Below are 21,611 nucleotides of genomic sequence, written 5' to 3'. Positions count from 1 at the left end.
AAAAAGGATCTAGAGAGGTCAATCTCCTTGACTTAAGTCTGTGAGTACCTCTCGATATGTATTAAAGATTTTCGATTTAGAGATAAACCCGAGGTAGTGCCCCTCGGCATCTACGACAGGGAGATTCCATGCCTTGGTATCGTCGAATGTGCGCATTGCCTCCTCCATAGACATCGTAGATAAGATTTTGGCAGGAGGAGAAACCATGAACGTTTCCACCTGGAAGCGATCGTACAACTCGGGGCGGAACATAATATTGCGGATATTGTCGAGGAGGACTATCCCCACCAAACGTTTGTCCCCATCCACCACGGGGAAAACATTGCGTCGGCTCTCGCCAATGATCCGTACCACATCGCCCAATGTCATCTCAGGGGCTATGGTGCTAAACTCCGTCTCGATAACACTATCCAGATTCATCAGAGTAAGCACAGCTTGGTCCTTTTGGTGCGTGAGCAATTTACCCTCTTCGGCAAGACGCAACGAGTAGATACTATGGCGCATAAATACCCGGATGGTACAATAGGCACTGAGCACAACCAACATGAGCGGAAGGAAAAGATTATACCCCCCCGTAAGCTCGGCAATAAGGAATACCCCTGTAAGAGGAGCGTGCATCACGGCCGCCATAGTCCCAGCCATCCCCATGAGGATAAAATTTTTCTCGGGGAGATAGACGCGAATAAAGGGGAAGTAATTAAGGGTATGCGAGAAGAGAAAGCCCGTAAGCCCTCCCACAAAAAGCGTAGGAGCAAAGAGCCCCCCACAACCTCCACCTGAGTTGGTAGCCACCGAGGCAAATACCTTAAAGAGAAGCACTAAGGTGAGGAAAAGCACAATCCACCAATACGAGTCTCCCAAACCGGCAAAGAGCGACCCCTGCATGATGCTGCTGTAGTCGTTGCTCAGAAGCTGCTCGATAACACTATACCCCTCACCATAGAGAGGTGGCATAAGAACAATGAGAACACTCAAAATCACCGCCGAGAGCAAGAAGCGATTGACATACTTAGGGATACGCTTAAACCTCCGCTCCAAAAAGAACATAATGCGCGAGAAGTAGAGTGCCACAAAGCCACAAAGGATGCCCAACAGGAGTGTATAGGGGATACGATCTAAGATAAAATCTTCGCTTTGCATGAAGCTAAACATAGCCTGACGACCCGTCAAGATATAGGCGAGAGAGGCTGATGTAACGGAGGTGGTAAGCAAGGGCAGAATACTCACAAGGGTCAAATCCATCAAAAGCACCTCTATGACAAAAACCAATCCCGTGATAGGGGCCTTAAAAATACCGGCAATAGCACCGGCTGCTCCACACCCCACAAGGAGCATCAGGTTGCGCTGCTCCATCTTGAAGAACCGCCCCAAATTAGAACCAATGGCAGCCCCCGTAAGCACAATAGGAGACTCCGCTCCCACAGATCCCCCCATCCCAATGGTAATGGCACTAGACAAAACAGAAGACCACATATTATGCGGTTTGATACGGCTCTTGCGCTGAGACAATGCAATAAGTATCTTGGTAACCCCATGGCTTATATCGTCTCGCACCACGTAACGCACGATCATGGCGGTGGCAAAGATACCTACCGGGGGAAGCACCAAATAGAGATATTGATTTCGCTGTGCCGCCGTGGTGGCAAAATGCTGGAGTGTATGCACCAATTCTTTGAGCACAAACGCAGCTACCGCCGTAGCCAGTCCCACGATAAAAGCAAGTATTAAAACAAATACACGTTCACTGATATGCTTCTCACGCCAGAGGATAAAGCGCATGAGAGCACCAGATTGTGTAGTAGTGGACGATGAGGTCATTTTCCTTCTCCGTTTAGTATCGTACGTATCGTATAAAAGAGTACTACAAAATCGAGCTTTAGCGACATATTTTCGTAGTAAAGCCAATCGTAGCGTAAGCGTTCGAGCATCTCTTCGAGGGTAGAGGCGTACCCATATCGCACCATTCCCCAAGAGGTAATCCCGGGCAAAACGTTGTGCAAGAGGTAGTAGTAGGGGGCGTGCTCCACGAGCTGATCAATGTAGTATTGCCGCTCCGGACGCGGACCAACAAAACTCATATCGCCCCGCAATACATTGTAAAACTGGGGCAATTCGTCTAGTCTATAGCGTCGCAACCATCGCCCCAAAGGGATAACGCGAGGATCCCCTTCGAACGAAAGTTGTGGGGTTTCACCCTCGGTATTGGTGTACATGGTACGGAATTTGTAAATGAGGAATGGCTTACCTCGCTTGCCAATGCGCTCCTGCCGGTAAAAAACAGGCCCCGACGAAGAGCGGCGAACGGCAATAGAAAGCACTAAAAAAAGAGGGGAAAGCACAACCAAAGCAAAGAGCGCAGCCACCCGATCAAAGCAGTACTTGAGGTTCTTTGCCAGCTCACTCATATTCGTCTCTGTCACTTCGATCATGGGTACCCCCATAAGTACAGCATGGGTAAGTTTAGGGCGCGGTTGAGAGAGCGGTACACTCTCTGCCTCTATATAGATAGGGCAATGGAAGCGATACATTGAGTAAAGAAGGTGCCCAGCTACAGGCTTCCACTCAGGAGAGACTGTAAGGTAAATAGCCGTGGGGGAGAGGGTAGAAAATATAGAGGCTATCCTGTGGGATAGGTGTTCCAAATCGGCACATTCGGGTGTAGCCTCCTCGTCAATCAGCACTCGCCCTCTCTCTACAAAGCGCATAGTTTTGGTGCATTGAGCAAGATGCTCCACCTTCTTTTTGGTGCCCACAAGCAACACGCGCTCCCAATGCTCGGGGTTATCCCTCTTTCGTATTCCCCCAAGGGTAATACAGAGCCGCCCCAAATAAACCCAAAAGAAAGCGAGGACAAATATCCCCACAAAGAGCTCCAAATAAACGCGGGTATCGAGTACAATATCGTCTACCACCCAAAATAAAAATGAGACAACGCTACCCACAAAAACAGAGCAGAGCGTAACCCACAACTCGTCAAGACGACTCTTATTGATGGGTTTATTATAGTATCCGGAGAGAGCAAAAAGAGCCATCCACACCAACCAAACCAAGCCGCTAACAAGCAAATTGCGCGAGCTCAAGAGATAGGCACCTAGGCTCCCCCAAGAAGAAGTTACCCCCTCTATATTGTACCGCAAGATATTAAACAGAAGGATAGTCAGCAACATAGCCAAACTATCCGAGAGAATATACCTTAGGCGATACAATAAGATACGACTCATGAACGCAGGATCTTTACTTCCCCTCCCAACCCTATGGATATAATTTCGCTAGGACGCGCCGGCGTGCATTCGTCTTGACGAACGGGGACGACATAGTCCACAGCAGCCTTGATCTCCTCCGAGATCTCGGCAAAAATCTTGGGAGCAGGCTGCCCCGAGAGGTTCGCACTCGTAGAAACCAAAGGCACCCGAACAGCTGCACAGAGGGCTCGCGAGAAAGCCTCGTGCGTGATACGGATACCCAACGTACCCTCGGGAGCAATCAGCGAAGGGGCGACATTGCGCCCTCCCGGGTAGATAAGAGTCAGAGGAGACACCGCCGCATCAATCAATTGATAGGCAATATCGGGCACCTCACGCACCAATCCCGGCAACTTGGCATCACTATCGATAAGCAGCAACATGGCCTTGCTCTCGGCACGTCCTTTGAGAGTAAAAATACGTTGCACTGCCTCTTCGTTGGTGGCATCGCACCCTAGCCCCCAAATAGTATCGGTGGGATAGAGAATAATCCCCCCGGCTTTGACTACCTTGGAAGCCTCCTGCACCGCCCTCTTATATTCTTCGGTTAATGTATTGCGTTGAACATCCATTGGAGTTTACAAACTAAGCTTTTACATATGCAGGACAAAGATACAATTTTGAAAGCGTTGCGCCATCAATCTAGATTCTTTACCCCACAAAAAACAAAGACAGGTGCGAAACGCAGAAAAATATTGCGCTATTTTTGGGGAGGGTACAGGGTAAAAAAGAAATGTTTTTCGGGTGGTTTTTCGTAGAATCTAGGGCAAGAACGGAAAATTTTTAGGGCAGACATCCATCCCTTTTTCAGTGAGTAAAATTTAAGGGATTTGGGAGCGGTGTAGTGTCTTCAGAGGAAGGTGCGTAGGGGGCGCACTTTGTACAGGAGCGAGACCCCAATAAAAGAAAGTAGCGCCGTAAGGCTCCAGCGCAAAAGGATAGAGAGCAAAGCCTGCTCCATAATCCAAGGGAACCACAAAAGAAAGGGCTTGGTAACCACATCCAATACCACGATATGGATGAGATAAACACCCAAAGAACGAGCAGCAAAGGAGCTTAGGAACCTAGGATTATGGGATAAGCGAGGGAGCGAAGAGAAGAGCGCAAAAAGACTAATAGTAGCCACGGCTACAAGAGGCGAGAGGTTGCTCGTCACATACTCCGCCCAAGAGGAGCCATGGTATAGGATGAGCAAAGTTATCATAGCCAGCGTACTCGTGCCATAAAGCACACCCCAAAGAGACTTTTTCGCCAACGCATGTTCCTTCAAGACATACCCTAATAGGTAGTATCCAAGATAGGGGATAAATAGAATGGGAATAGGTAGCTCTACTTGGTATACGAAGAGAAAAAGGCTACCGATCACCTCCAAAAGGAGAAGAGCCAAAGCGATGAGGGTAAGATGCCTAGAGCGCGATACTCGCTCTATGAGCTTGCGAAGGAGAGGCGTTACAAGGTATAGCCCGAGAAGAGGGGGTAGAAACCAAAGATGGAAATAGCCTTTTGCCCAAAAAAGATGGAGGGCATACTCCGCAACATCAGCCCCTTTAATCCAAAAATAGAGGTAGTAAAGAGGAAGCCAAACAGCGAGGGGGATGAGAAGTCGAGGTAAACGTTTGCGATAGAATGTAGAGGGTTTCTCAATGGGCTGAGTGAGAAGAAAGGCTCCACTTAGCATAAAAAAGAGAGGTACCCCTATCTGCACGAAGCCCTGCACCAAAGCTGCAACATATCCGTTACTACTCTGCCAATGCTCCGGAGCGAGGTACTGCCCCGAAGTATGAATGCCAATCACAAAAAAGGCAGCAAGAGCGCGGAGGACATCCAGCCCCTCATGTCGGGTTGCATCCATCGTATCTAAGGAATCTTTCTTCTACAAAAAGAGCCTCTCTAGCAAAGCTCTCGGCCATCTCCCCTTTTGGGTAGTACCTTGATATTCGCTAGAGAAGCTCCTTGTACATTTCGCTTCTGATGTTTCCTCCGAGATCAACCGCCAAAGTCGTCGAAGTTGACCTGCTCACGAGGCACGCCCAAGTCTTCGAGCATCTTATTGACAGCGTTGGACATGGGGCCCGGTCCGCACATATAGTATTCGATATCTTCCGGAGCCTCATGATCTTTGAGGTACATATCGTATATAACCTGATGGATAAATCCGGTGGCTCCCGTCCAATTATCTTCGGGTTGAGGGTCACTCAAGGCGATAACGAAGCGGAAGTTGGGGAAGTTCTTTTCTATCTCGCGGAAGTCCTCTTCGTAGAAAATTTCACTCTTAGAGCGTGCTCCGTACCAATAAGAGACCTTACGCCCCGTCTTTACCGTATTGAAAAGGTGCAAGAGCTGAGCACGAAGGGGAGCCATACCTGCCCCACCGCCGATATAAAGCATCTCGGCATCGCTATCTTCATGAATATGGAAGTCTCCATAGGGACCACTCATCGTCACCTTATCTCCAGGCTTGAGAGAGAAGATATAGGAAGAAGAAATACCCGGCATAACACCGGCCTTCCAAGTGCCCGTAGCCCGATCGATGGGCGGAGTGGCAATACGCACATTGAGTGTAATGATGTTACCCTCGGCAGGATAATTCGCCATTGAGTAGGCACGAATTGTCTCTTCTGTATTTACAGCCTTCAAGCCAAAGAGTCCCACTTTTGCCATACGCTCCCAGTCTTTACGGAAGCGATCGTTCCCCTCTTTATCGCATATATCGTAGTCGGAATAAGAGATATTATATTTGGGAATTTTGATCTGTGCATAGCTACCACTCTTGAAGTTCATCACTTCGCCCTCGGGCAGTTTTACAACGAATTCTTTGATGAAGGTGGATACATTGCGGTTGCTAACGACCTCGCATTCCCACTCTTTTACGCCAAATACAGACTCGGGAACGATGATTTTGAGATCCTCTTTTACCTTCGTTTGGCAGCCCAAACGCCAATGCGCTTTCTGCTCTTTGCGGCTAAAGAACCCCTTCTCGGTAGGAAGAATTTCGCCACCGCCCTCTACCACACGGCAGCGACATTGGCCGCAGCTTCCACTCCCACCACAGGCGGAGGAAAGGTAGATGCCGTTGTTTTGTAGCGTATTAAGCAGGGTGCCTCCTATGGGGACTTCGAGTTTACGCTCGTCATTTACTGTAATGGTTGCATTGCCCGAGGGAACAAGTTTGCTCTTGGCAACAAGTAGGGCAATGACCAATATAAGGGTGATTACGAGGAATATAACTACGCTCGCAATGATTACGATAGAATTAATCGCCATATCGTGTATTCCTTTTTATTACTTAGTCTTCTACGAACTCTCCGGGTTGCCTCTTAAAGTTTAACCCCCGAGAAGCAAACGAAAGCCATCCCCATTAGCCCCGTAACAATGAGGGCTATACCAAAACCTCTCAGCGGCTTCGGGATATTGGAGAACTGCAATTTTTCTCGGATTGCAGCCATCCCAAGGATTGCGACTAGCCAACCAATACCCGAACCAAAGCCGTAGACGGTTGCTTGTCCTAGGTCTACAAATTCACGTTGTTGCATAAAGAGAGAACCTCCCAAGATGGCACAATTCACAGCAATGAGAGGCAAGAAAATCCCGAGTGATGCGTACAAAGAGGGAGCATAACGCTCCACTACCATCTCCACCAATTGAGTGAAGGAGGCAATGACTGCAATGAAAAGGATGAAGGAAAGGAAGCTAAGGTCTACTGTAGCAAAAGAGGGACTAAGCCAGGTGAGTGCACCCTCTTTGAAGATGTAGTTTTCTAGTAAATAGTTGATCGGGAGGGTACAGGTAAGCACGAATGTCACTGCAATGCCCAAACCCAATGCCGTCTTCACATTTTTCGATACCGCGAGATACGAACACATCCCGAGGTAGAAAGCGAAGATCATATTATCGATAAATACCGAGCGAAAGAAGAGGCTCAGAAGATCTACTGCGTAATTCATAATCAGTCTTTCTAGTATAAATTATCCTACTCTTCTCTCTACGCTTCTTGTAGATTTTTATTGTAACTCCGTTGTACCCACACGATACAAGCAAGTATGATAAGAGCCATGGGAGCCATATTCATAAGACCAAAGTTGGCGTACCCTGCATCGTAGAAAGATTGAGGGATAACGCGGAAGCCGAAAATACTTCCATTGCCCAAAAGCTCACGAACAAAGCCAATAATGAGTAGCACCATGCCGTATCCAACTCCGTTACCTACCCCATCGAGGAACGATTCCCAAGGTTTATGCCCGAGAGCAAAGGCCTCAAGACGCCCCATGAGGATGCAGTTCGTAATGATAAGACCAACGTACACCGAAAGCTGTTTGCTGATGTCGTAGACGTAGGCTTTGAGTACTTCATTTACGATTGTTACAAGAGCCGCTACCACCACGAGCTGTACAATGATACGAATACGTGTGGGGATGGTATTACGAATCAACGAAATAATAACATTGGCAAAAGCCAATACAGCCGTTACAGAAAGCCCCATTACAAGAGCGGGCTTGAGCTGCGACGTAACAGCAAGAGCCGAACAAATACCCAGCACCTGGATAAGTACAGGATTGTTGCTACTGAGCGGCCCTAGTAAAACCTCTTTATTTTTGTTTGCCATAATCTCTATTCTTCCTTATTTGGTAGCGTTGGCTTGAAGATATTTCTCGTAGGGTTTGAGCGAGCTCGTGAGCATCGCATCAACCCCATTGCTGGTAAGCGTACCTCCGGTTACTCCATCTACAAATTCACGTTCATCGGGCGACTTTCCATTTTTCACCACGGCAATCCCTATCACTTGCCCCTCTGTGTTGGCAATATGCTTACCGATAAAGCGAGAGGAGAAGTGCTCTGTTGCTATTTCGGCACCCAGCCCCGGAGTTTCTCCGGCATGCCCAAAGTCGCTGCCAAAGACAGTGGTTCCGTCCATATCAATAGCCATATAGCCCCAGATTACATTCCAAAGTCCGGCTCCATTGAGAGGGATAATGAATTTTTTCGCCCCATCAACTTCTGCGACATACAGAGGAAGCTCAGCATCGGGATTGCTTGCGAGCAACTTAAATTGATTGGCAGTATTTAGATTGAATGCGGCATTATTGGCAATCTCCTCGCCCTCAAACGTGCGAAGCACTTCGCCCTTGGCATTGATGAGAAGCTCCTGTTTGATGATGGTTTTGTAGAGCTTAGTCACCTCTTTTTTACTGGGGGCAACCTGATGTACGGAGCGAAGGATCTGCTCCATCTTGTCTATCTTGATATTCTCTTCTTGGGGTGCCTTGAGTACCTGTGAGGTGAAAGCAAGAGCAACAGCTACGAGAGCAACCATAATGGCTGCGTATACTATAGTGTATGTATTACTCTCTCTATTCATAGTTTCTTGTCTATTACAAAGCTCGGATTGATTAGTTTGCCCTTTTTAGACGGCGAGCACGACGTTTGATATTCGCGTTCACTACAAAGTAGTCGATAAGGGGAGCGAATACATTCATTAGCAGGATGGCAAGCATCATCCCCTCAGGATACCCAGGGTTGAGCACGCGGATAAAGACACACATAACCCCTACAAAGAATCCATAGATCCACTTCCCCGTTTCGGTGCGTGCCGAGGTTACGGGGTCCGTTGCCATGAAAACAATACCAAAGGCAAAGCCCCCATACAAAAGGTGCATGAGGGGTGTCATTTGCATGGCTGCCGTAGAGCCGATAGCGTTGAAAAGCAGAGCCATAAGGGAGGCTCCCACAACGCCCGAGAGCATAATCTTCCAACTTGCAATCCCCATCCAAATGAGCAATGCAGCCCCTAGTAGGATGGCCAACGTAGAGACCTCCCCAATAGAGCCGGGGATGAATCCCCAAAAGGCATCAAGAAGAGAGAGAGGTTCGTTTACAATATTGTGCAATGCGGGGAGAGATTCTCCGGCAGTAGCAATCTGCCCGAGGGGAGTAGCTCCGGAATATCCATCCACCAAGGTACCGGCTCCTACGCCAAAGCTATCACTCGTACGGACAAAAACGCTGTCCCCCGTCATCATGGTTGGATAAGCAAAGAAGAGGATAGCACGAGTGATCAACGCTACATTGAAAATATTATACCCCGTACCTCCGAAGACTTCCTTGGCAAAAATCACAGACATAGCCGTTGCTACGGCAATCATCCATAGAGGGGTATCTACGGGAACAATGAGGGGAATCAAGAAACCCGTTACCAGGAATCCTTCTTGGATCTCCTCTTTTTTCCATTGAGCGACAGTAAACTCAATCCCCAATCCCACTACATAAGCTACGATGAGCTTAGGCAATACAGCAAGGAAACCAAAGCCAAAAAGCGCCCAAAACGAGCGAGTGGCGAGCTCGCCAATGGCGAGGTAATGCTGGTATCCCACGTTGTACATACCAAAGAGTAGCGAGGGGATTAGCGCGAGAATCACCATACTCATCACTCGCTTCGAGTCTATTGCGTCGTGAATGTGGGTACCCCTACGAGCGGTATCGTGGGGCACAAACATAAATGTTTCCATCCCCTCAAAAAGCGAATGGAAGGCATGCAACTTACCCCCTTCGGAGAAAGTCGCACGATATTTATCAAAGAATCCTTTCATATCTATAGGGAAGGGTTAGTTCATTTCTTTGTAGAGGAGGTCGAGCCCGTTGCGTATGATGTACTGCAATTCCATCTTCGAAGAGCAGACAAATTCGCACAACGCAAAATCCTCGGGAGCCACTTCGTAAATCCCCAGAGCCTCCATTTTGTCGATATCGTAGGCAATAGTGGCTTTGATAAGCTGCTCGGGGAAAATATCCATGGGGAAAACGCGATCGTATTCATGGCTCATAATCATAGCCCTCTCGCCTCCCTTGATACGAGCATCAAAGGCATATTCTCGCTTCTTCCCAAGCAACCACGAGAAGTAGCTACGGTTAACGCTAAACTGCTTAAAGCGAGGAGCGATCCAACCAAAGGCTTCGTCGTAATCGTCTCCTTCGGGGATAATGCTTATTAGATCAATGTTGAGCGAAGCAAACGGACGCTCATCCGAAATACGCACCCCCGTAAGGACATCTCCATTGATAACCCGTTCGTGTTCTTTCTTGACACAGAGATCGGAGCCGTACAGATCTAGCACTCTTGCTCCCGGAGTTATAGTCGCATAACCACGTTGCGCAGCATCGGAGCCGGCAATGGCTATCGTACGAGAGAAATCTACCTTACCGGTACGCAAGAAACGCCCTACAACGAGCAAGTCCGTGGCCTTTAAGGTCCACACCACTTCACCCTTGTTGAGGGGGCGGATATGGTTAATAAGGACTCCCACATTACCTGCAGGGTGAGGTCCCTCTACGGAAACGACCTCCACTCCTTGAGGTGCTGTAAAAGCAAAATTCGCAGGGACGCCCAAATACACAGAGCCATTAGTGAGCGTCTGTAGAGCAGAAAGAGCGACTTGCAAATCCTCTTCTCTTCCCTTTAATAGGTACTCCATAGAGGGAGCGAGGGGGGCTGTTAGATTGGCCGTTACAAAGATGTCTCTCGGCATCTCCCGAGGATTGGCAATCCTATCATAGGGGCGTTGTTTGAAAAATGCCCACATTCCCGAGCTAAGCAACATCTCAAGGAGAGCCTCACGAGAGGTATTCTCCTTTTTATAGGGGGCAAAAGAGACTGAAGTATCCTCCCCTGAGGGACGAACTTCCACGCTCAGGATCTTACGTTTTGCCCCTCGATTGACAGCGACAACCTCGCCAGCCACAGGGCTTGTGAACTTAATTTCGGGAAAAGTTTTATCGTAAAAAAGAGGCGTACCGCACTCTACCTTATCGCCTACATGTACCAAAAGCTTTGGGGTTACACCCACATAGTCATCGGGGACCAACCCATAGGTACTGCTTGGCTTAGGGGCACTCAAATGCTCCAGCGGGGCTTTCCCTTTCAGATTCAAGGAGAGGCCCTTTCGTATTTTTATCGATTTAGCCATGACTACAATCTCTGTCGTTGCTACAAATTCAGTTTTGCAAAAGTAGTCAAATCCCATCAAATAGGTACCCTACTAGGATGGAATATTACGACCTTTAACAACGAAATCTGCTCGCAAGCAGAGCTATATGAACAAGGATTAGACCACTAGCGGGCACTAATCCAACGACAGAAAAAAACTTTATGACACAGAAGCCCCCTAAGCTACTGCTCAGGATTCGTGTTTTTCTCTTCTGTGAAGTCTACATACTCCCCCTGACCCTTATCAAACTTACGCTTATCCACAGTCGTGATATCCACCTTTTCTCCGGGCGAGCGGTGTGGCTCCCTCTCTCCTCTTCTCTTCTGAGAACGAGAGGCCTCTTGGGAGGCATTATACATCCCTGCACGGCGCAAAAACCATTTCAGGATCTGAATACGGAAGAGGTAAAAGAGTATCCCTATAAGGAGGATTATGAGGAAAAAAGTCATACTACCAACTGATCACTACTTGTTATAAGACCGCCACAAAAGACGGTAGAACGCAGAACTGATAAGGTAGCTCACGACAAAAGGAAGCAACCCAGCCCACCCCAAGAGAGACACAAACAGTATGCCAAGAGCAAGTAACACTAACGCGATGTAAAGAAGAATGCGATCTTTTTTCTCCGTTAGGGGGAAGTGGATTTTAAATGCAAGCAAAGGAATATCGGCCACTAGATAGATACAACTTATCAATATCAAGGGATACACAATACTCAATAGGAGAGCCGTAGAGAGCTGCAAAAGGGAGAGTGTAGCCACGATACCAATCCATAATAGAGCATTGGCTGGTACCGGTAGCCCCAAAAAGGAGCTAGTTTGCCTCGTATCATTATTGAACTTAGCCAAACGTAGAGCTGAGAATGCGGCAATCAGAAAAGCCGGAAGCGCCGCCCATATAGAGGGAGTTTCCTTTCCCAAATAGGAAAAAAGAAGAAATGCCGGAGCGACACCAAAGCTAACCACATCGCTCAAAGAGTCGAGATCTGCTCCAATAACACTCTGAGCATGGAGCAGACGAGCCACCAAGCCATCGAACAGATCAAAAACACCGGCCGCCACAATACACCAAGCGGCGGCATTGCTATCCCCATTGACCAAGACCTGATAAATGGCAAGGCAACCTGCTATAAGATTAGCAAGAGTGATGCAATTGGGGATATAGTAGCGAATGCTCTTCATCATTATAGAGAGGGCAGTTTACCGATAACGGTAGTATTTCCTTTTACTTTTGTCTCCGGTGCTATAAATATCTCTGTGCCAAGAGGAAGATAGAGATCAATGCGCGAACCAAACTTAATAAAGCCCACAAAGTCGTTAATAGTACCTTCCTCTCCCACTTGTGGATAGGTAACGATACGTCGAGCAACAGCGCCTGCAATCTGACGCTCCAGCACACGATGCCCCTGAGGGGTCTCTATTACCACAGCACTCCGCTCGTTTTCGGTACTACTCTTGGGAAGGAAAGCCTTATAGAAATTCCCTTCCGTATGGCTTACGTGGCGCACAACACCATTGCATGCAAACCAATTGGCATGAACGTCATAGATAGACATAAAAATAGAAACCTTGAGGCACTGTGCCTGCAAAATCTCTCCCTCATAGACCTCTTCTATAGTCACGAGCTTACCATCGGCAGGAGCTACAATAATATCTTCTTGCCCTTCGCCCTCATTGTGCCGATTGGGACTCCGGAAGAAATTAAACGCCAAACCCATAAGAGTAAGAGTGCTTACTAGTAAGAAAACAGGAATGGCAATATAAGGAGAAGTCAGGAATGCGAGAACGTCTATAACTAAGAATATAAGAAAGAAACTAATCAGGATTCCTCTCCCTTCGTGGTGAACTTTCATCAGTTGCCTATTGGTGTCGTTTGTATCTTTTGTGCTACCTATGGGCAGCATTAGCCCTGCAAAAATAGCTCATTCTTGCCGATCCATAACCCTTTTGAAAGGACAAATACAAAATTCCTCCCAAATAAGACCCCAAAAACAACGATACTTATGCACACAAATATTGCCCTTACTTCACCCCCACGAGAGGACAACATTTTTCTTTGACAAGGGCGCCTCGCCATCCTTTTTAGCTCTCCCCAACATACCCCACCAAGTGGTACAACGAGATCTTCCTTCGGATATAAAAAGTTGCCCCCCGGAGATCAAACCATAGACATAAGGAAGGATCCTTTGCCTTTTGAGCTCCGAGGGGGCAACCCCACAAACAAATAAAACGCATTGGCTCAATCCGCACCCCTCAACTCGCACCCCGGCTAGGGATAGAAACTAGAGGTAATACATGGAGCGGTATAGCTACCATGCGCTTTACGAAACGAGAGGATGTGGGCTCCTTTTATCTCGTCTCTCAAATATGTCAATCCCCCATCTCACTATTCTCTGCCACCCTTCTTGTAATATAAAAGAGTGTAGGGGTTCTTTTCTAAGCAGCTTCGTATCTCGCTACTTTTTGGGGCTTCTCCGCTTGAGAAGTAGGATTAATAGTTCTGCTTACAGGGCTCGAAGTAAGCCTGCGGATGCTGACAAGCGGGGCACTTTGCGGGTGCCTTCTTCGAGGTAAGCACATAACCACAGTTACGGCACTGCCACATAATCTCTTCTTCGCGAGAGAATACTGTTTCTGTTTTTACTCGCTCTAGAAGGATGCGATAGCGACGCTCGTGCTCTGCCTCCACCTTAGCAATCTGGCGGAATGCTGCTGCAATTGCAGGGAACCCTTCTTCCTCAGCGATGTCTGCAGCCTCGGGGTACAACACGGTGTGCTCTTCGTTTTCACCATCGGCAGCGGCAGCCAAATTTTCCATCGTGGTGCCAATAACCCCGGCAGGGTACATGGCAGTAATCTCTACCATCCCACCTTCGAGGAATTTGAAGAACGTTTTGGCATGCTCACGCTCCTGCTCTGCAGTCTCAAGGAAGATGGCAGCAATCTGCTCATAGCCCTCTTTCTTTGCCACACTTGCAAAGAATGTATATCTATTACGTGCCTGAGATTCTCCGGCAAAAGAGGCGAGTAGATTTTTCTCTGTGCGAGTTCCTTTGATCGACTTTTCCATAGTTTGGTCTTCTTATTTGTCTGTTTTATACTTATTTCTTTGTGCAAAAGTAGGTATTAAATATTAGATGCAAACTCATTTTATACCCATTTATAGGTAATCCGTATTCTTTACTAGTACAGAAATGTACTACAAAAGGAGGGCAAAAGAAGGCGACACGACCTTTGTTATCGCTCCGCAGCCAAGTGATTAGTAACGAATTAACGAAGAGGAGCCCTCTCTTTTCATTTCGAATAACCCTCGGTATTAAGAATCAAAACCTCTCGTCTTGAGTTCCCTATCCGCACAAAACACTACCACCCCCTTGCAATAAGAGAGTGGTAGACAACATGAAGCAGATAATACTTCTCCCCTACTAAAAGATGGACAATAGGGAATACTTTATAGCCGTATAGAGACGCCCAAGTTGAGAATTGCAAAAAGCCGCGTCCAAGCATCAATCGATTTTAATGTTTCATCACGGGGCACAAGGCTATTAAGGTTACCCTCTCTCAGGTTAGGGGAAGACAACTTTAGAGGCCCATTGTAGAGGAATCCCAGATCCCCAAAGAACGACACTCTAGAGCGTGGCACAGCAAAACCATAGCCAATCCCGATATAAGGTTGTACCCAAGAAGGGGACGCAACGGAAGCGTTTATAGAGGCATCTTCGTCGGGCTGGAGAGTAAAAAGAGTCTCCCCATTCTCCTCTAGCCGAATTAGAGGCATGTTCAACACTCCCTTCCTTCTCATCTCTTCGGCTACCGACTTACCCGTCTTGTGATCTACGAGCTGTACCGATCCACGAGCTTGATAGCGGCCTAGGAACAAACCAGCCGTGACCCTAAATGGATTTCTAAATGGGTGATAATCGAGAAGCAACTGACCTCGCACCCAACCCGACTTCATATTGATATCCAGATCAACAGGATTCTCAAGTTTCTGCGCATAAGAGGCAAAAGCCTTTACCTTATCAACATCTACTCGCGAAGAGTAAGACAGACTAGGCATTAAGCCAAGCCCTGCGCGGAGCGAAAGTTCGGGCATAAAGCAGACTGAGCCCCCTATCGTCAAACCCTCGGGAGCACCCAGGGTCGTATACAAGCCAAAGGAGAGAGGAGTCTTCTCTTGTGCTCCCGCCGAGAGGGCGATAAGGAGGGAACACACTACCGCTGATAGTCGTACTAAGATTTTCATGTGCAAACTGCTTTTTAGATTTCTATTCCTGTGTGATTCTTTCCTTGCATCATCACTATGTAATGCACAGGAGGTATCAATTCCTATCGCAAATATACGCTTTATATTCTGCACAGAGGCTCTTTTTTAGGAAAAAGTCTATAAGGGAACAACCTCCGGCCAGAATCTACAACGTTATAAGGTAGAATTCTTTCAGAAATAGGCTGATTAGGAGGGAGCATTCTGCCCGAAAAACAAAAAAGTATAGGGCAGTGGCTCTAAATTTCTTAGCCTGCATTTTTGTCTCATTTCAAGGAACAAAAAAAAGAACGCTCCCCTCTTCCTCCTTCCCGTCCATGGGGAAAATCAGAAGAGAGGAGCGCTACTTACTTCGAGCCCCTACGGGGAGAACTACCATCTAGGCAGGTCGCACCACATAAGCTACAGGGCGGTCTCCATCCACAAAGCCAAGTACATTATTTGTTAGCTCACACGCCATCATAAGTCGCGCATCGTAGGTTTGCGTACCCACATGAGGGGTCATGACCACATTGTCTAAGCGGAAGAGGGCCGCATTGGGTTTGTCGGCATCTTCGTATACATCAAGCGCTGCACCGGCAATTTTCCCGGAGGTAAGAGCCTCCACTAGGGCATTTTCGTCCACCACTGCCCCACGGGCGGTATTGACGAGGAGAGCCGAAGGCTTCATCCGAGCGAGTCTATCGGCATCCACAAGATGGCGAGAATCCTCATTGAGAGGCGTGTGGAGAGAGACCACATCGGCCGTCTCAAATAGAGTATCGAGGTCGCAATAGGTCACACCGAGCTGCCGCTCCATCTCCTCCGAAAGCCTATGGCGTTTGTAGTACAGCACCTTCATCCCAAAGGCTTGACAGCGCACGGCCACACTTCGACCTATGTTACCAAAGCCTACAATCCCGATCGTCTTGCCAAGGAGATCCAAGCCCAATCGGTCTAACCTAGAGGGTTTAAGATCTCGACCCATCGTGCGCAAAGTGCGATCCCACTCCGCCGTTCGGCGCGAAAGTGACAGCAGGAGAGCAAGAGCAAGCTCCGCCGTGGGGGCAATTACACTCTCGGGCGTATTGGCCACAGCGATCCCCTTCTCTCTACAATACTCAATATCTATATTATTGAAGCCAACGGCATAGTTGGCAATTAGCTTTAGATTGGGAGCCTTATCGATAATCTCTCTATCTATGGGGATGTCGAATACCGAACAGAGGATGGTGGCGGAGGCAATCTGCTCCATAATCTCTTGCCGCGAAAAGTCTCGCCCGTGGGGAGGACGCACAAGATCAAAGCGCTCTTCAAGCTCTTCAAACCCCTCTTCGATGGTATCGAATGCCATGAGGATACGTTCTTTATGTCTGTCTGTCATACTACCAAGGTCTAATTGAATACGACTACAAAGATAACTCTCTTTCCCTCTTCTTGCAACGCAGCGAAAGATTAAAGGCGGGCGAAGATGAAAAATCTTCATACTCCCACAAGAAGATTCCACCGCCCCTCTAAAGCTCTACAATCACACTATATTACAGATACTTATGAATCAAACCACAAAAAATCGGCACATCAAAATCACTTTGGAAACAGAAAAAATTATCGCCGGCTATTGCACAACTAAAAAAAAGCAGTACCTTTGCTGTCGCTTTCGAGTTGAGAGAGCGTTAAACGAGAACGGCAGAGGCTGTTCTACAGCTCTTGACAAAGACGGTCGGAGCACGCTTCGAGTTTTGGTGCGGTAGTTCAGTTGGTTAGAATACCTGCCTGTCACGCAGGGGGTCGCGGGTTCGAGTCCCGTCCGCACCGCGAAATACGGAGCAAGTGCTAGAGAATAAGATAGAAGTCGATTGTGTGCGGCTCTTTTCGTTTGGGCCTGATGCCAAGAGAAGAGAGTAACAAAGAAGCCCAAGTGGCGGAATTGGTAGACGCGCTCGTTTCAGGTGCGAGTGTTTCGCGACGTGCAGGTTCGAGTCCTGTCTTGGGCACGACGACAGCTTTGAGGGAGACCTCATAAAACTTGAAACATTTTGCGCGAGTGGTGGAATTGGTAGACACGCTACTTTGAGGGGGTAGTGCCGGTTACGGTGTATGAGTTCAAATCTCATCTCGCGTACTTCCCTGTAAGCATTTATCCTTGATATTGAGGGTAGGTGCTTTTTTTATTTCTCCCCCTTACGAATAAGAGCGTCGTACGCATTGAACCAAAGTAAGGCACGTCTGTTTTATCAGTAGTAACAGAAAAAAATGCACTTGAAGATATGAAAATCAACGAAAAAGTAACGAAAGCCATCGACCTACAAATCAACCGCGAGATGTGGTCTTCTAACCTATATCTCTCCATGTCTATGTACCTACAACACAAAGGTTATGCAGGGATGGCTAAGTGGCTTATGGCTCAATCTAAAGAAGAGATGGAGCACGCTTACGATATGATGAACTTTGTAAACCGCCGCGGAGGCCGTGTGACCATTCTTCCCCTTGAGGAGGTTCCCACAGAATTTGGCTCCGTAGCAGACACTTTTACACAAGTATACGAGCACGAATGCAAGGTAACGGCATGGATCGAAGAGCTTGTTCAGGTGGCAGCCGCTGAGCACGATATGGCTTCTCAAGACTTCTTCTGGAAGTATATCCGCGAGCAAGTAGAGGAAGAAGACACCGCTTGCAGCATCATCGATCGCATCAATCTCTCCAAGGAACAAAACCTAATTTTCTTGGACGAAGAACTCGCTAAGACAGAGCTTTAAGAAGTTATTTCTTAGGGATTAAAGGATAAAAAAGAGTTTCTATACTGCCCACCATCTCCCTCTCACACGAGGCGTAGATGATGGGCTTTTTGTTGTATCTTTGTAACGATGGATACGAACAAGCCTTTACGATACGGGGGTGCCACCAAAATACTCTTGGTAGCAGCTATGCCCAAAGAGGTGCAAGAGCTTCTCCCCCTCTTCTCTGAGCCCCCGAAAAAGGAGGTATCACCTCTTGGCTTCGAAGGCTGGAAAGGCACCACGCACAAAGGGCAATCTCTACTTGTCCTGACCACAGGCATTGGCAAAGTCTCTGCAGCAGTGGCCACAACAGAGGCGATTCATTTATTCGCCCCCTCCCTAATCCTCAATATTGGAGTAAGTGGCACCCTCAGCACAAGTGTAGAGAGAGGCGATATCGTGGTGGCTAATTGGGTTTGCTATCACGACGTCTACTGCGGGGCAGAAATCCCCTATGGGCAAGTACAGGGTTACCCTCTGCGTTATCCTGTAGAGACTTCTCTCGTTGAGAAATTCAGGGAGACAGAGGTTCCTTTCCATCTAGGAGGGGTAGCCTGTGGAGATCGATTCTTATCCTCCCCTGCCGAGTTCTCCTTTATCAAAGCCAACTTCCCCGACGCCCTGGCTTTGGACATGGAGAGCGCAGCGGTAGCGCAGACAGCCTACATCCACCGCCTCCCCTTGATGGTGATCCGGCTCATCAGCGACACCCCGGATCGAGCCGACGGCTATGCGCAATACCGTCGATTCTGGGGAGAAAAAGCGTTCCGCTCCGAGCGGTTTGCAGCCATCCATAAACTCATTAATGCAATCTAGTATAATCAAATACGAACCCTAAAAATGGAGAAAATACCTAGCTTTCAACTCGATCATATCCGCCTCAAGCGAGGCATTTACGTCTCCCGCAAAGACCGCTTTGGCGATGTGGTAATTACCACTTTCGATATTCGCATGAAGGAACCCAATCGGGAACCCGTGATGGGCGTACCCGAGTTGCATACCATCGAACACCTTGCAGCCACTTACCTTCGTAACGATCCCGAGTGGCGCGATCGCATTGTTTACTGGGGACCCATGGGGTGCCTTACGGGCAACTACCTCCTCATCAAGGGAGATCTCTCCTCTCACGACATCCTGGACTTAATGCGAGCCACTTTCCGTTTTGTGCGCGACTTCGAGGGCGTAGTACCCGGCACCGAGCCTAGAGATTGCGGAAATTGTCTCCTGCACAACCTCCCCATGGCACGCTACGAAGCCGAGAAGTACCTCCGAGAAGTACTTGACGTGGCAACAGAAGAGAATCTTGTTTATCCCTCCTAATCCCTAGAGAGCCTTCAAGAAAAATGGCTACTTTTGCCTACGAAGAATAACTATAGCAACAACCTCTGATATGCAGTTTAAAATAGCCTCCGGAGAGCTTTCGACCCTCCTTCAGAACCAAAGTAAAGTAGTGCCTACCGTCTATAATGAGATGCCAGTACTCACCTACTTCCTTTTCGAAATACAAGACAACAACCTATACGTAACAGGCTCTGACGGCATGATGCGAAGCCGCGGGGTGTTACCTGTGATCACCTCAGAAGGGAACGCCACCTTCGCCGTTCATCCCAAGGATATATTGGAATACGTAAAGGGATTGCCCGACCAACCCCTCCTTTTCGACTACGAAGCGGAGACCTCTACCCTACTGATGACTTTCGAAGGGGGCTATATCCGTTTCGCAACGAGCGATGGAGAGCTTTATCCTAAGGACGACAAAGACAGAGAAGAGGCCGAAACGGCACACGTAGCCACTATGTCTGCCTCTGCCATGCGTCGTGGATTGGATCTTACCATTGGCTCTATGGCAGAGGATGCTAGGCGACCCATTCTTGCTTCTGTGTGCTTCGACTTCAAAGCAAAGTACCTCGCAATGGTAGCCACCTCTACCGAGATCCTTACGAAATATACAGACTCTACCGTGGTGGATCCCTCTATTGTAGAGCCGGCCGACGTGCGAGTACAATCGCCCTATCAGTTCTGTCTGCCTCAAAAGATGGCGAACTTCTTGCGCGCTCTCTTGGCGTCTTTTACAGACGAAGAGGTAACTCTCTCGCACACGGACCGCAAGGCGTTCTTCAAAGTTGGTAACATCGAGGCTTCTACTCGCCTAGTAGAGGGCCGTTATCCACCCTACGATTCTGTAATCCCTAGGGACAACCCTCACCGCATCTCCATAGAAGGGCGTCTGTTTGTGCCTGCCATCAAGCGCATGAACTCCTTTATGAGCAGCCCCAATCATCCCCTAGTGATGCAGATGTCTATCGAAGGTAATCTGATGACAGTCAGCATGGATGTACAAGACGTGCGGCAGGCGGAGCAACGCTTCCCCATAGAGAATCCCTCTAACCTCAGCATGAAGCTCCGCTTCAAGGTACATAGCTTCATTGCCCTTATCAATACAATTGAGTCGAGCAACATCGTCTTTGAGATTGCCGATGCCTCTCGAGCAATGGTTATCATCCCCTCCGAGAACCCCAAGGATACGGAGCTAACCAATGTGATCATGCCCATTACTACGGCTCGCTAAAATTGCCCTTCTTCTATGGAACTACAGCTCAAGCGTCCACTTGTATTCTTCGATATTGAGTCTACGGGGCTCAGTCCCGAGAAAGATCGTATCGTAGAAATCTCCCTCATCAAAGTCTACCCCGATGGGCACGAAGAGGTGCGCACGCGTCGTCTTAACCCGGAGTGCCACATCCCCGAGGAGAGCACAGCAGTCCACGGCATTACCGACGATGATGTGCGCGATTGTCCCACATTTCGACAAGTGGCTAAGAGCTTGGCTTCTATGATTCAAGGGTGTGACATTGCGGGATACAACTCCAATCGCTTTGACGTACCCCTCCTAGGAGAAGAATTCCTCCGCGCCGACGTAGAGGTCGATTTCTCGCGCTGCCGTTTCATTGATGTGCAAACGATCTTCCATAAAATGGAGCGTCGTACCCTAGAGGCTGCGTACAAATTTTATTGCGATAAGGACTTGACCGAGGCACACTCTGCCGAAGCCGACACGCGCGCCACGCTCGAAGTGCTCAAGGCTCAACTCGACCGCTATCCCGAAGATCTGCAAAACGATGTTGAGTTCCTATCTTCTTTTACAATGCAGCAGCGGAATCTTGACTTGGCAGGACGCTTCGTTTACAACGAAAAAGACGAGGTCGTGATTAACTTTGGCAAGCACAAAGGCGTACCCGTTGCCGAGGTGCTCAAAAAAGAACCGGGTTATTACGACTGGGTGATGAAGGCCGACTTCCCCGAAGACACCAAGCGGCATCTTACGCGCCTTCGCTTCAAACTTGCTTCCGAAAACAACTAATCAATCCCTC

Annotated in this window: 21 protein-coding genes and 3 tRNA genes; 8 read left to right on the top strand and 16 right to left on the bottom strand. The window is 48.3% G+C overall.

Annotated features, from left to right (window positions below; all coding sequences use genetic code 11):
* Positions 1–18: 18 nt before the first annotated feature.
* The 16 genes from POREN0001_RS05240 to POREN0001_RS05165 form a co-directional block, all read right to left on the bottom strand.
* Complete coding sequence (locus POREN0001_RS05240; protein ID WP_052296687.1) at positions 19–1,818, bottom strand: chloride channel protein; 1,800 nt, start codon at positions 1,816–1,818, stop codon at positions 19–21.
* A complete protein-coding gene (locus POREN0001_RS05235; RefSeq protein WP_040580776.1) occupies positions 1,815–3,221 on the bottom strand; it encodes a sugar transferase in 1,407 nt (468 codons plus the stop codon). Before POREN0001_RS05235 ends, POREN0001_RS05240 begins: the two co-directional genes overlap by 4 nt.
* Complete coding sequence (locus tag POREN0001_RS05230) at positions 3,218–3,814, bottom strand: L-threonylcarbamoyladenylate synthase (RefSeq protein ID WP_004333848.1); 597 nt, start codon at positions 3,812–3,814, stop codon at positions 3,218–3,220. The genes POREN0001_RS05235 and POREN0001_RS05230 overlap by 4 nt, the downstream gene beginning before the upstream one ends.
* Positions 3,815–4,092: 278 nt before the next feature.
* Complete coding sequence (locus POREN0001_RS05225) at positions 4,093–5,094, bottom strand: acyltransferase (protein ID WP_004333788.1); 1,002 nt, start codon at positions 5,092–5,094, stop codon at positions 4,093–4,095.
* Between the two features lie 134 nt (positions 5,095–5,228).
* Positions 5,229–6,506, bottom strand: a complete 1,278-nt coding sequence (gene nqrF / locus POREN0001_RS05220) for an NADH:ubiquinone reductase (Na(+)-transporting) subunit F (protein WP_004333674.1) — start codon at positions 6,504–6,506, stop codon at positions 5,229–5,231.
* Positions 6,507–6,559: 53 nt separating this feature from the next.
* Entirely contained in the window at positions 6,560–7,186 is a 627-nt protein-coding gene (gene nqrE, locus POREN0001_RS05215; protein WP_004333542.1) for an NADH:ubiquinone reductase (Na(+)-transporting) subunit E, read from the bottom strand.
* A 38-nt stretch (positions 7,187–7,224) separates the two neighbouring features.
* Positions 7,225–7,845 (bottom strand): NADH:ubiquinone reductase (Na(+)-transporting) subunit D, encoded by a 621-nt coding sequence (locus tag POREN0001_RS05210; protein WP_004333846.1) that lies wholly within the window; start codon positions 7,843–7,845, stop codon positions 7,225–7,227.
* Between the two features lie 15 nt (positions 7,846–7,860).
* Complete coding sequence (gene nqrC / locus POREN0001_RS05205) at positions 7,861–8,598, bottom strand: NADH:ubiquinone reductase (Na(+)-transporting) subunit C (protein WP_004333831.1); 738 nt, start codon at positions 8,596–8,598, stop codon at positions 7,861–7,863.
* A 31-nt stretch (positions 8,599–8,629) separates the two neighbouring features.
* The gene (gene nqrB / locus POREN0001_RS05200; protein ID WP_004333654.1) at positions 8,630–9,826 is read right to left on the bottom strand and encodes an NADH:ubiquinone reductase (Na(+)-transporting) subunit B; all 1,197 of its coding nucleotides are present in this window, start codon (positions 9,824–9,826) and stop codon (positions 8,630–8,632) included.
* Between the two features lie 15 nt (positions 9,827–9,841).
* Positions 9,842–11,200, bottom strand: a complete 1,359-nt coding sequence (locus POREN0001_RS05195; protein WP_040580840.1) for a Na(+)-translocating NADH-quinone reductase subunit A — start codon at positions 11,198–11,200, stop codon at positions 9,842–9,844.
* Positions 11,201–11,403: 203 nt separating this feature from the next.
* Positions 11,404–11,670, bottom strand: a complete 267-nt coding sequence (locus POREN0001_RS05190) for a hypothetical protein (protein ID WP_004333661.1) — start codon at positions 11,668–11,670, stop codon at positions 11,404–11,406.
* 15 nt (positions 11,671–11,685) lie between these two features.
* Positions 11,686–12,405, bottom strand: a complete 720-nt coding sequence (gene pssA, locus POREN0001_RS05185) for a CDP-diacylglycerol--serine O-phosphatidyltransferase (RefSeq protein WP_004333778.1) — start codon at positions 12,403–12,405, stop codon at positions 11,686–11,688.
* The gene (locus POREN0001_RS05180; RefSeq protein ID WP_004333666.1) at positions 12,405–13,073 is read right to left on the bottom strand and encodes a phosphatidylserine decarboxylase family protein; all 669 of its coding nucleotides are present in this window, start codon (positions 13,071–13,073) and stop codon (positions 12,405–12,407) included. Before POREN0001_RS05180 ends, pssA begins: the two co-directional genes overlap by 1 nt.
* A gap of 638 nt (positions 13,074–13,711) precedes the next feature.
* A complete protein-coding gene (gene rbr / locus POREN0001_RS05175; protein WP_004333850.1) occupies positions 13,712–14,290 on the bottom strand; it encodes a rubrerythrin in 579 nt (192 codons plus the stop codon).
* Positions 14,291–14,671: 381 nt separating this feature from the next.
* On the bottom strand, positions 14,672–15,466 hold the full coding sequence (locus POREN0001_RS05170; RefSeq protein WP_004333660.1) for a hypothetical protein: 795 nt from the start codon (positions 15,464–15,466) through the stop codon (positions 14,672–14,674).
* A gap of 397 nt (positions 15,467–15,863) precedes the next feature.
* Positions 15,864–16,847, bottom strand: coding sequence for an NAD(P)-dependent oxidoreductase (locus tag POREN0001_RS05165; RefSeq protein WP_040580835.1), 984 nt, complete (start codon positions 16,845–16,847; stop codon positions 15,864–15,866).
* 357 nt (positions 16,848–17,204) lie between these two features.
* Here POREN0001_RS05165 and POREN0001_RS05160 point away from each other — a divergent pair.
* The 8 genes from POREN0001_RS05160 (at position 17,205) to POREN0001_RS05125 (ending at position 21,601) form a co-directional block, all read left to right on the top strand.
* A tRNA-Asp gene (locus POREN0001_RS05160) sits at positions 17,205–17,278 on the top strand.
* A 97-nt stretch (positions 17,279–17,375) separates the two neighbouring features.
* Positions 17,376–17,457 (top strand) — tRNA-Leu (locus POREN0001_RS05155).
* Positions 17,458–17,501: 44 nt separating this feature from the next.
* Positions 17,502–17,585: transfer RNA gene (locus POREN0001_RS05150), tRNA-Leu, on the top strand.
* 145 nt (positions 17,586–17,730) lie between these two features.
* On the top strand, positions 17,731–18,219 hold the full coding sequence (locus POREN0001_RS05145) for a ferritin (protein WP_004333706.1): 489 nt from the start codon (positions 17,731–17,733) through the stop codon (positions 18,217–18,219).
* 108 nt (positions 18,220–18,327) lie between these two features.
* Entirely contained in the window at positions 18,328–19,056 is a 729-nt protein-coding gene (mtnN, locus tag POREN0001_RS05140) for a 5'-methylthioadenosine/S-adenosylhomocysteine nucleosidase (protein ID WP_004333763.1), read from the top strand.
* A gap of 24 nt (positions 19,057–19,080) precedes the next feature.
* The gene (locus POREN0001_RS05135; RefSeq protein WP_004333581.1) at positions 19,081–19,560 is read left to right on the top strand and encodes an S-ribosylhomocysteine lyase; all 480 of its coding nucleotides are present in this window, start codon (positions 19,081–19,083) and stop codon (positions 19,558–19,560) included.
* A 70-nt stretch (positions 19,561–19,630) separates the two neighbouring features.
* Positions 19,631–20,809, top strand: a complete 1,179-nt coding sequence (locus tag POREN0001_RS05130; RefSeq protein ID WP_004333805.1) for a DNA polymerase III subunit beta — start codon at positions 19,631–19,633, stop codon at positions 20,807–20,809.
* A gap of 15 nt (positions 20,810–20,824) precedes the next feature.
* A complete protein-coding gene (locus POREN0001_RS05125; RefSeq protein WP_004333599.1) occupies positions 20,825–21,601 on the top strand; it encodes a 3'-5' exonuclease in 777 nt (258 codons plus the stop codon).
* Positions 21,602–21,611 lie beyond the last annotated feature (10 nt).

It is taken from the genome of Porphyromonas endodontalis ATCC 35406 (genome assembly GCF_000174815.1).
Taxonomy (GTDB): domain Bacteria; phylum Bacteroidota; class Bacteroidia; order Bacteroidales; family Porphyromonadaceae; genus Porphyromonas; species Porphyromonas endodontalis.
Note: the sequence above shows the minus strand (reverse complement) of the source record. Positions and strands in the feature narration are given on the sequence as shown.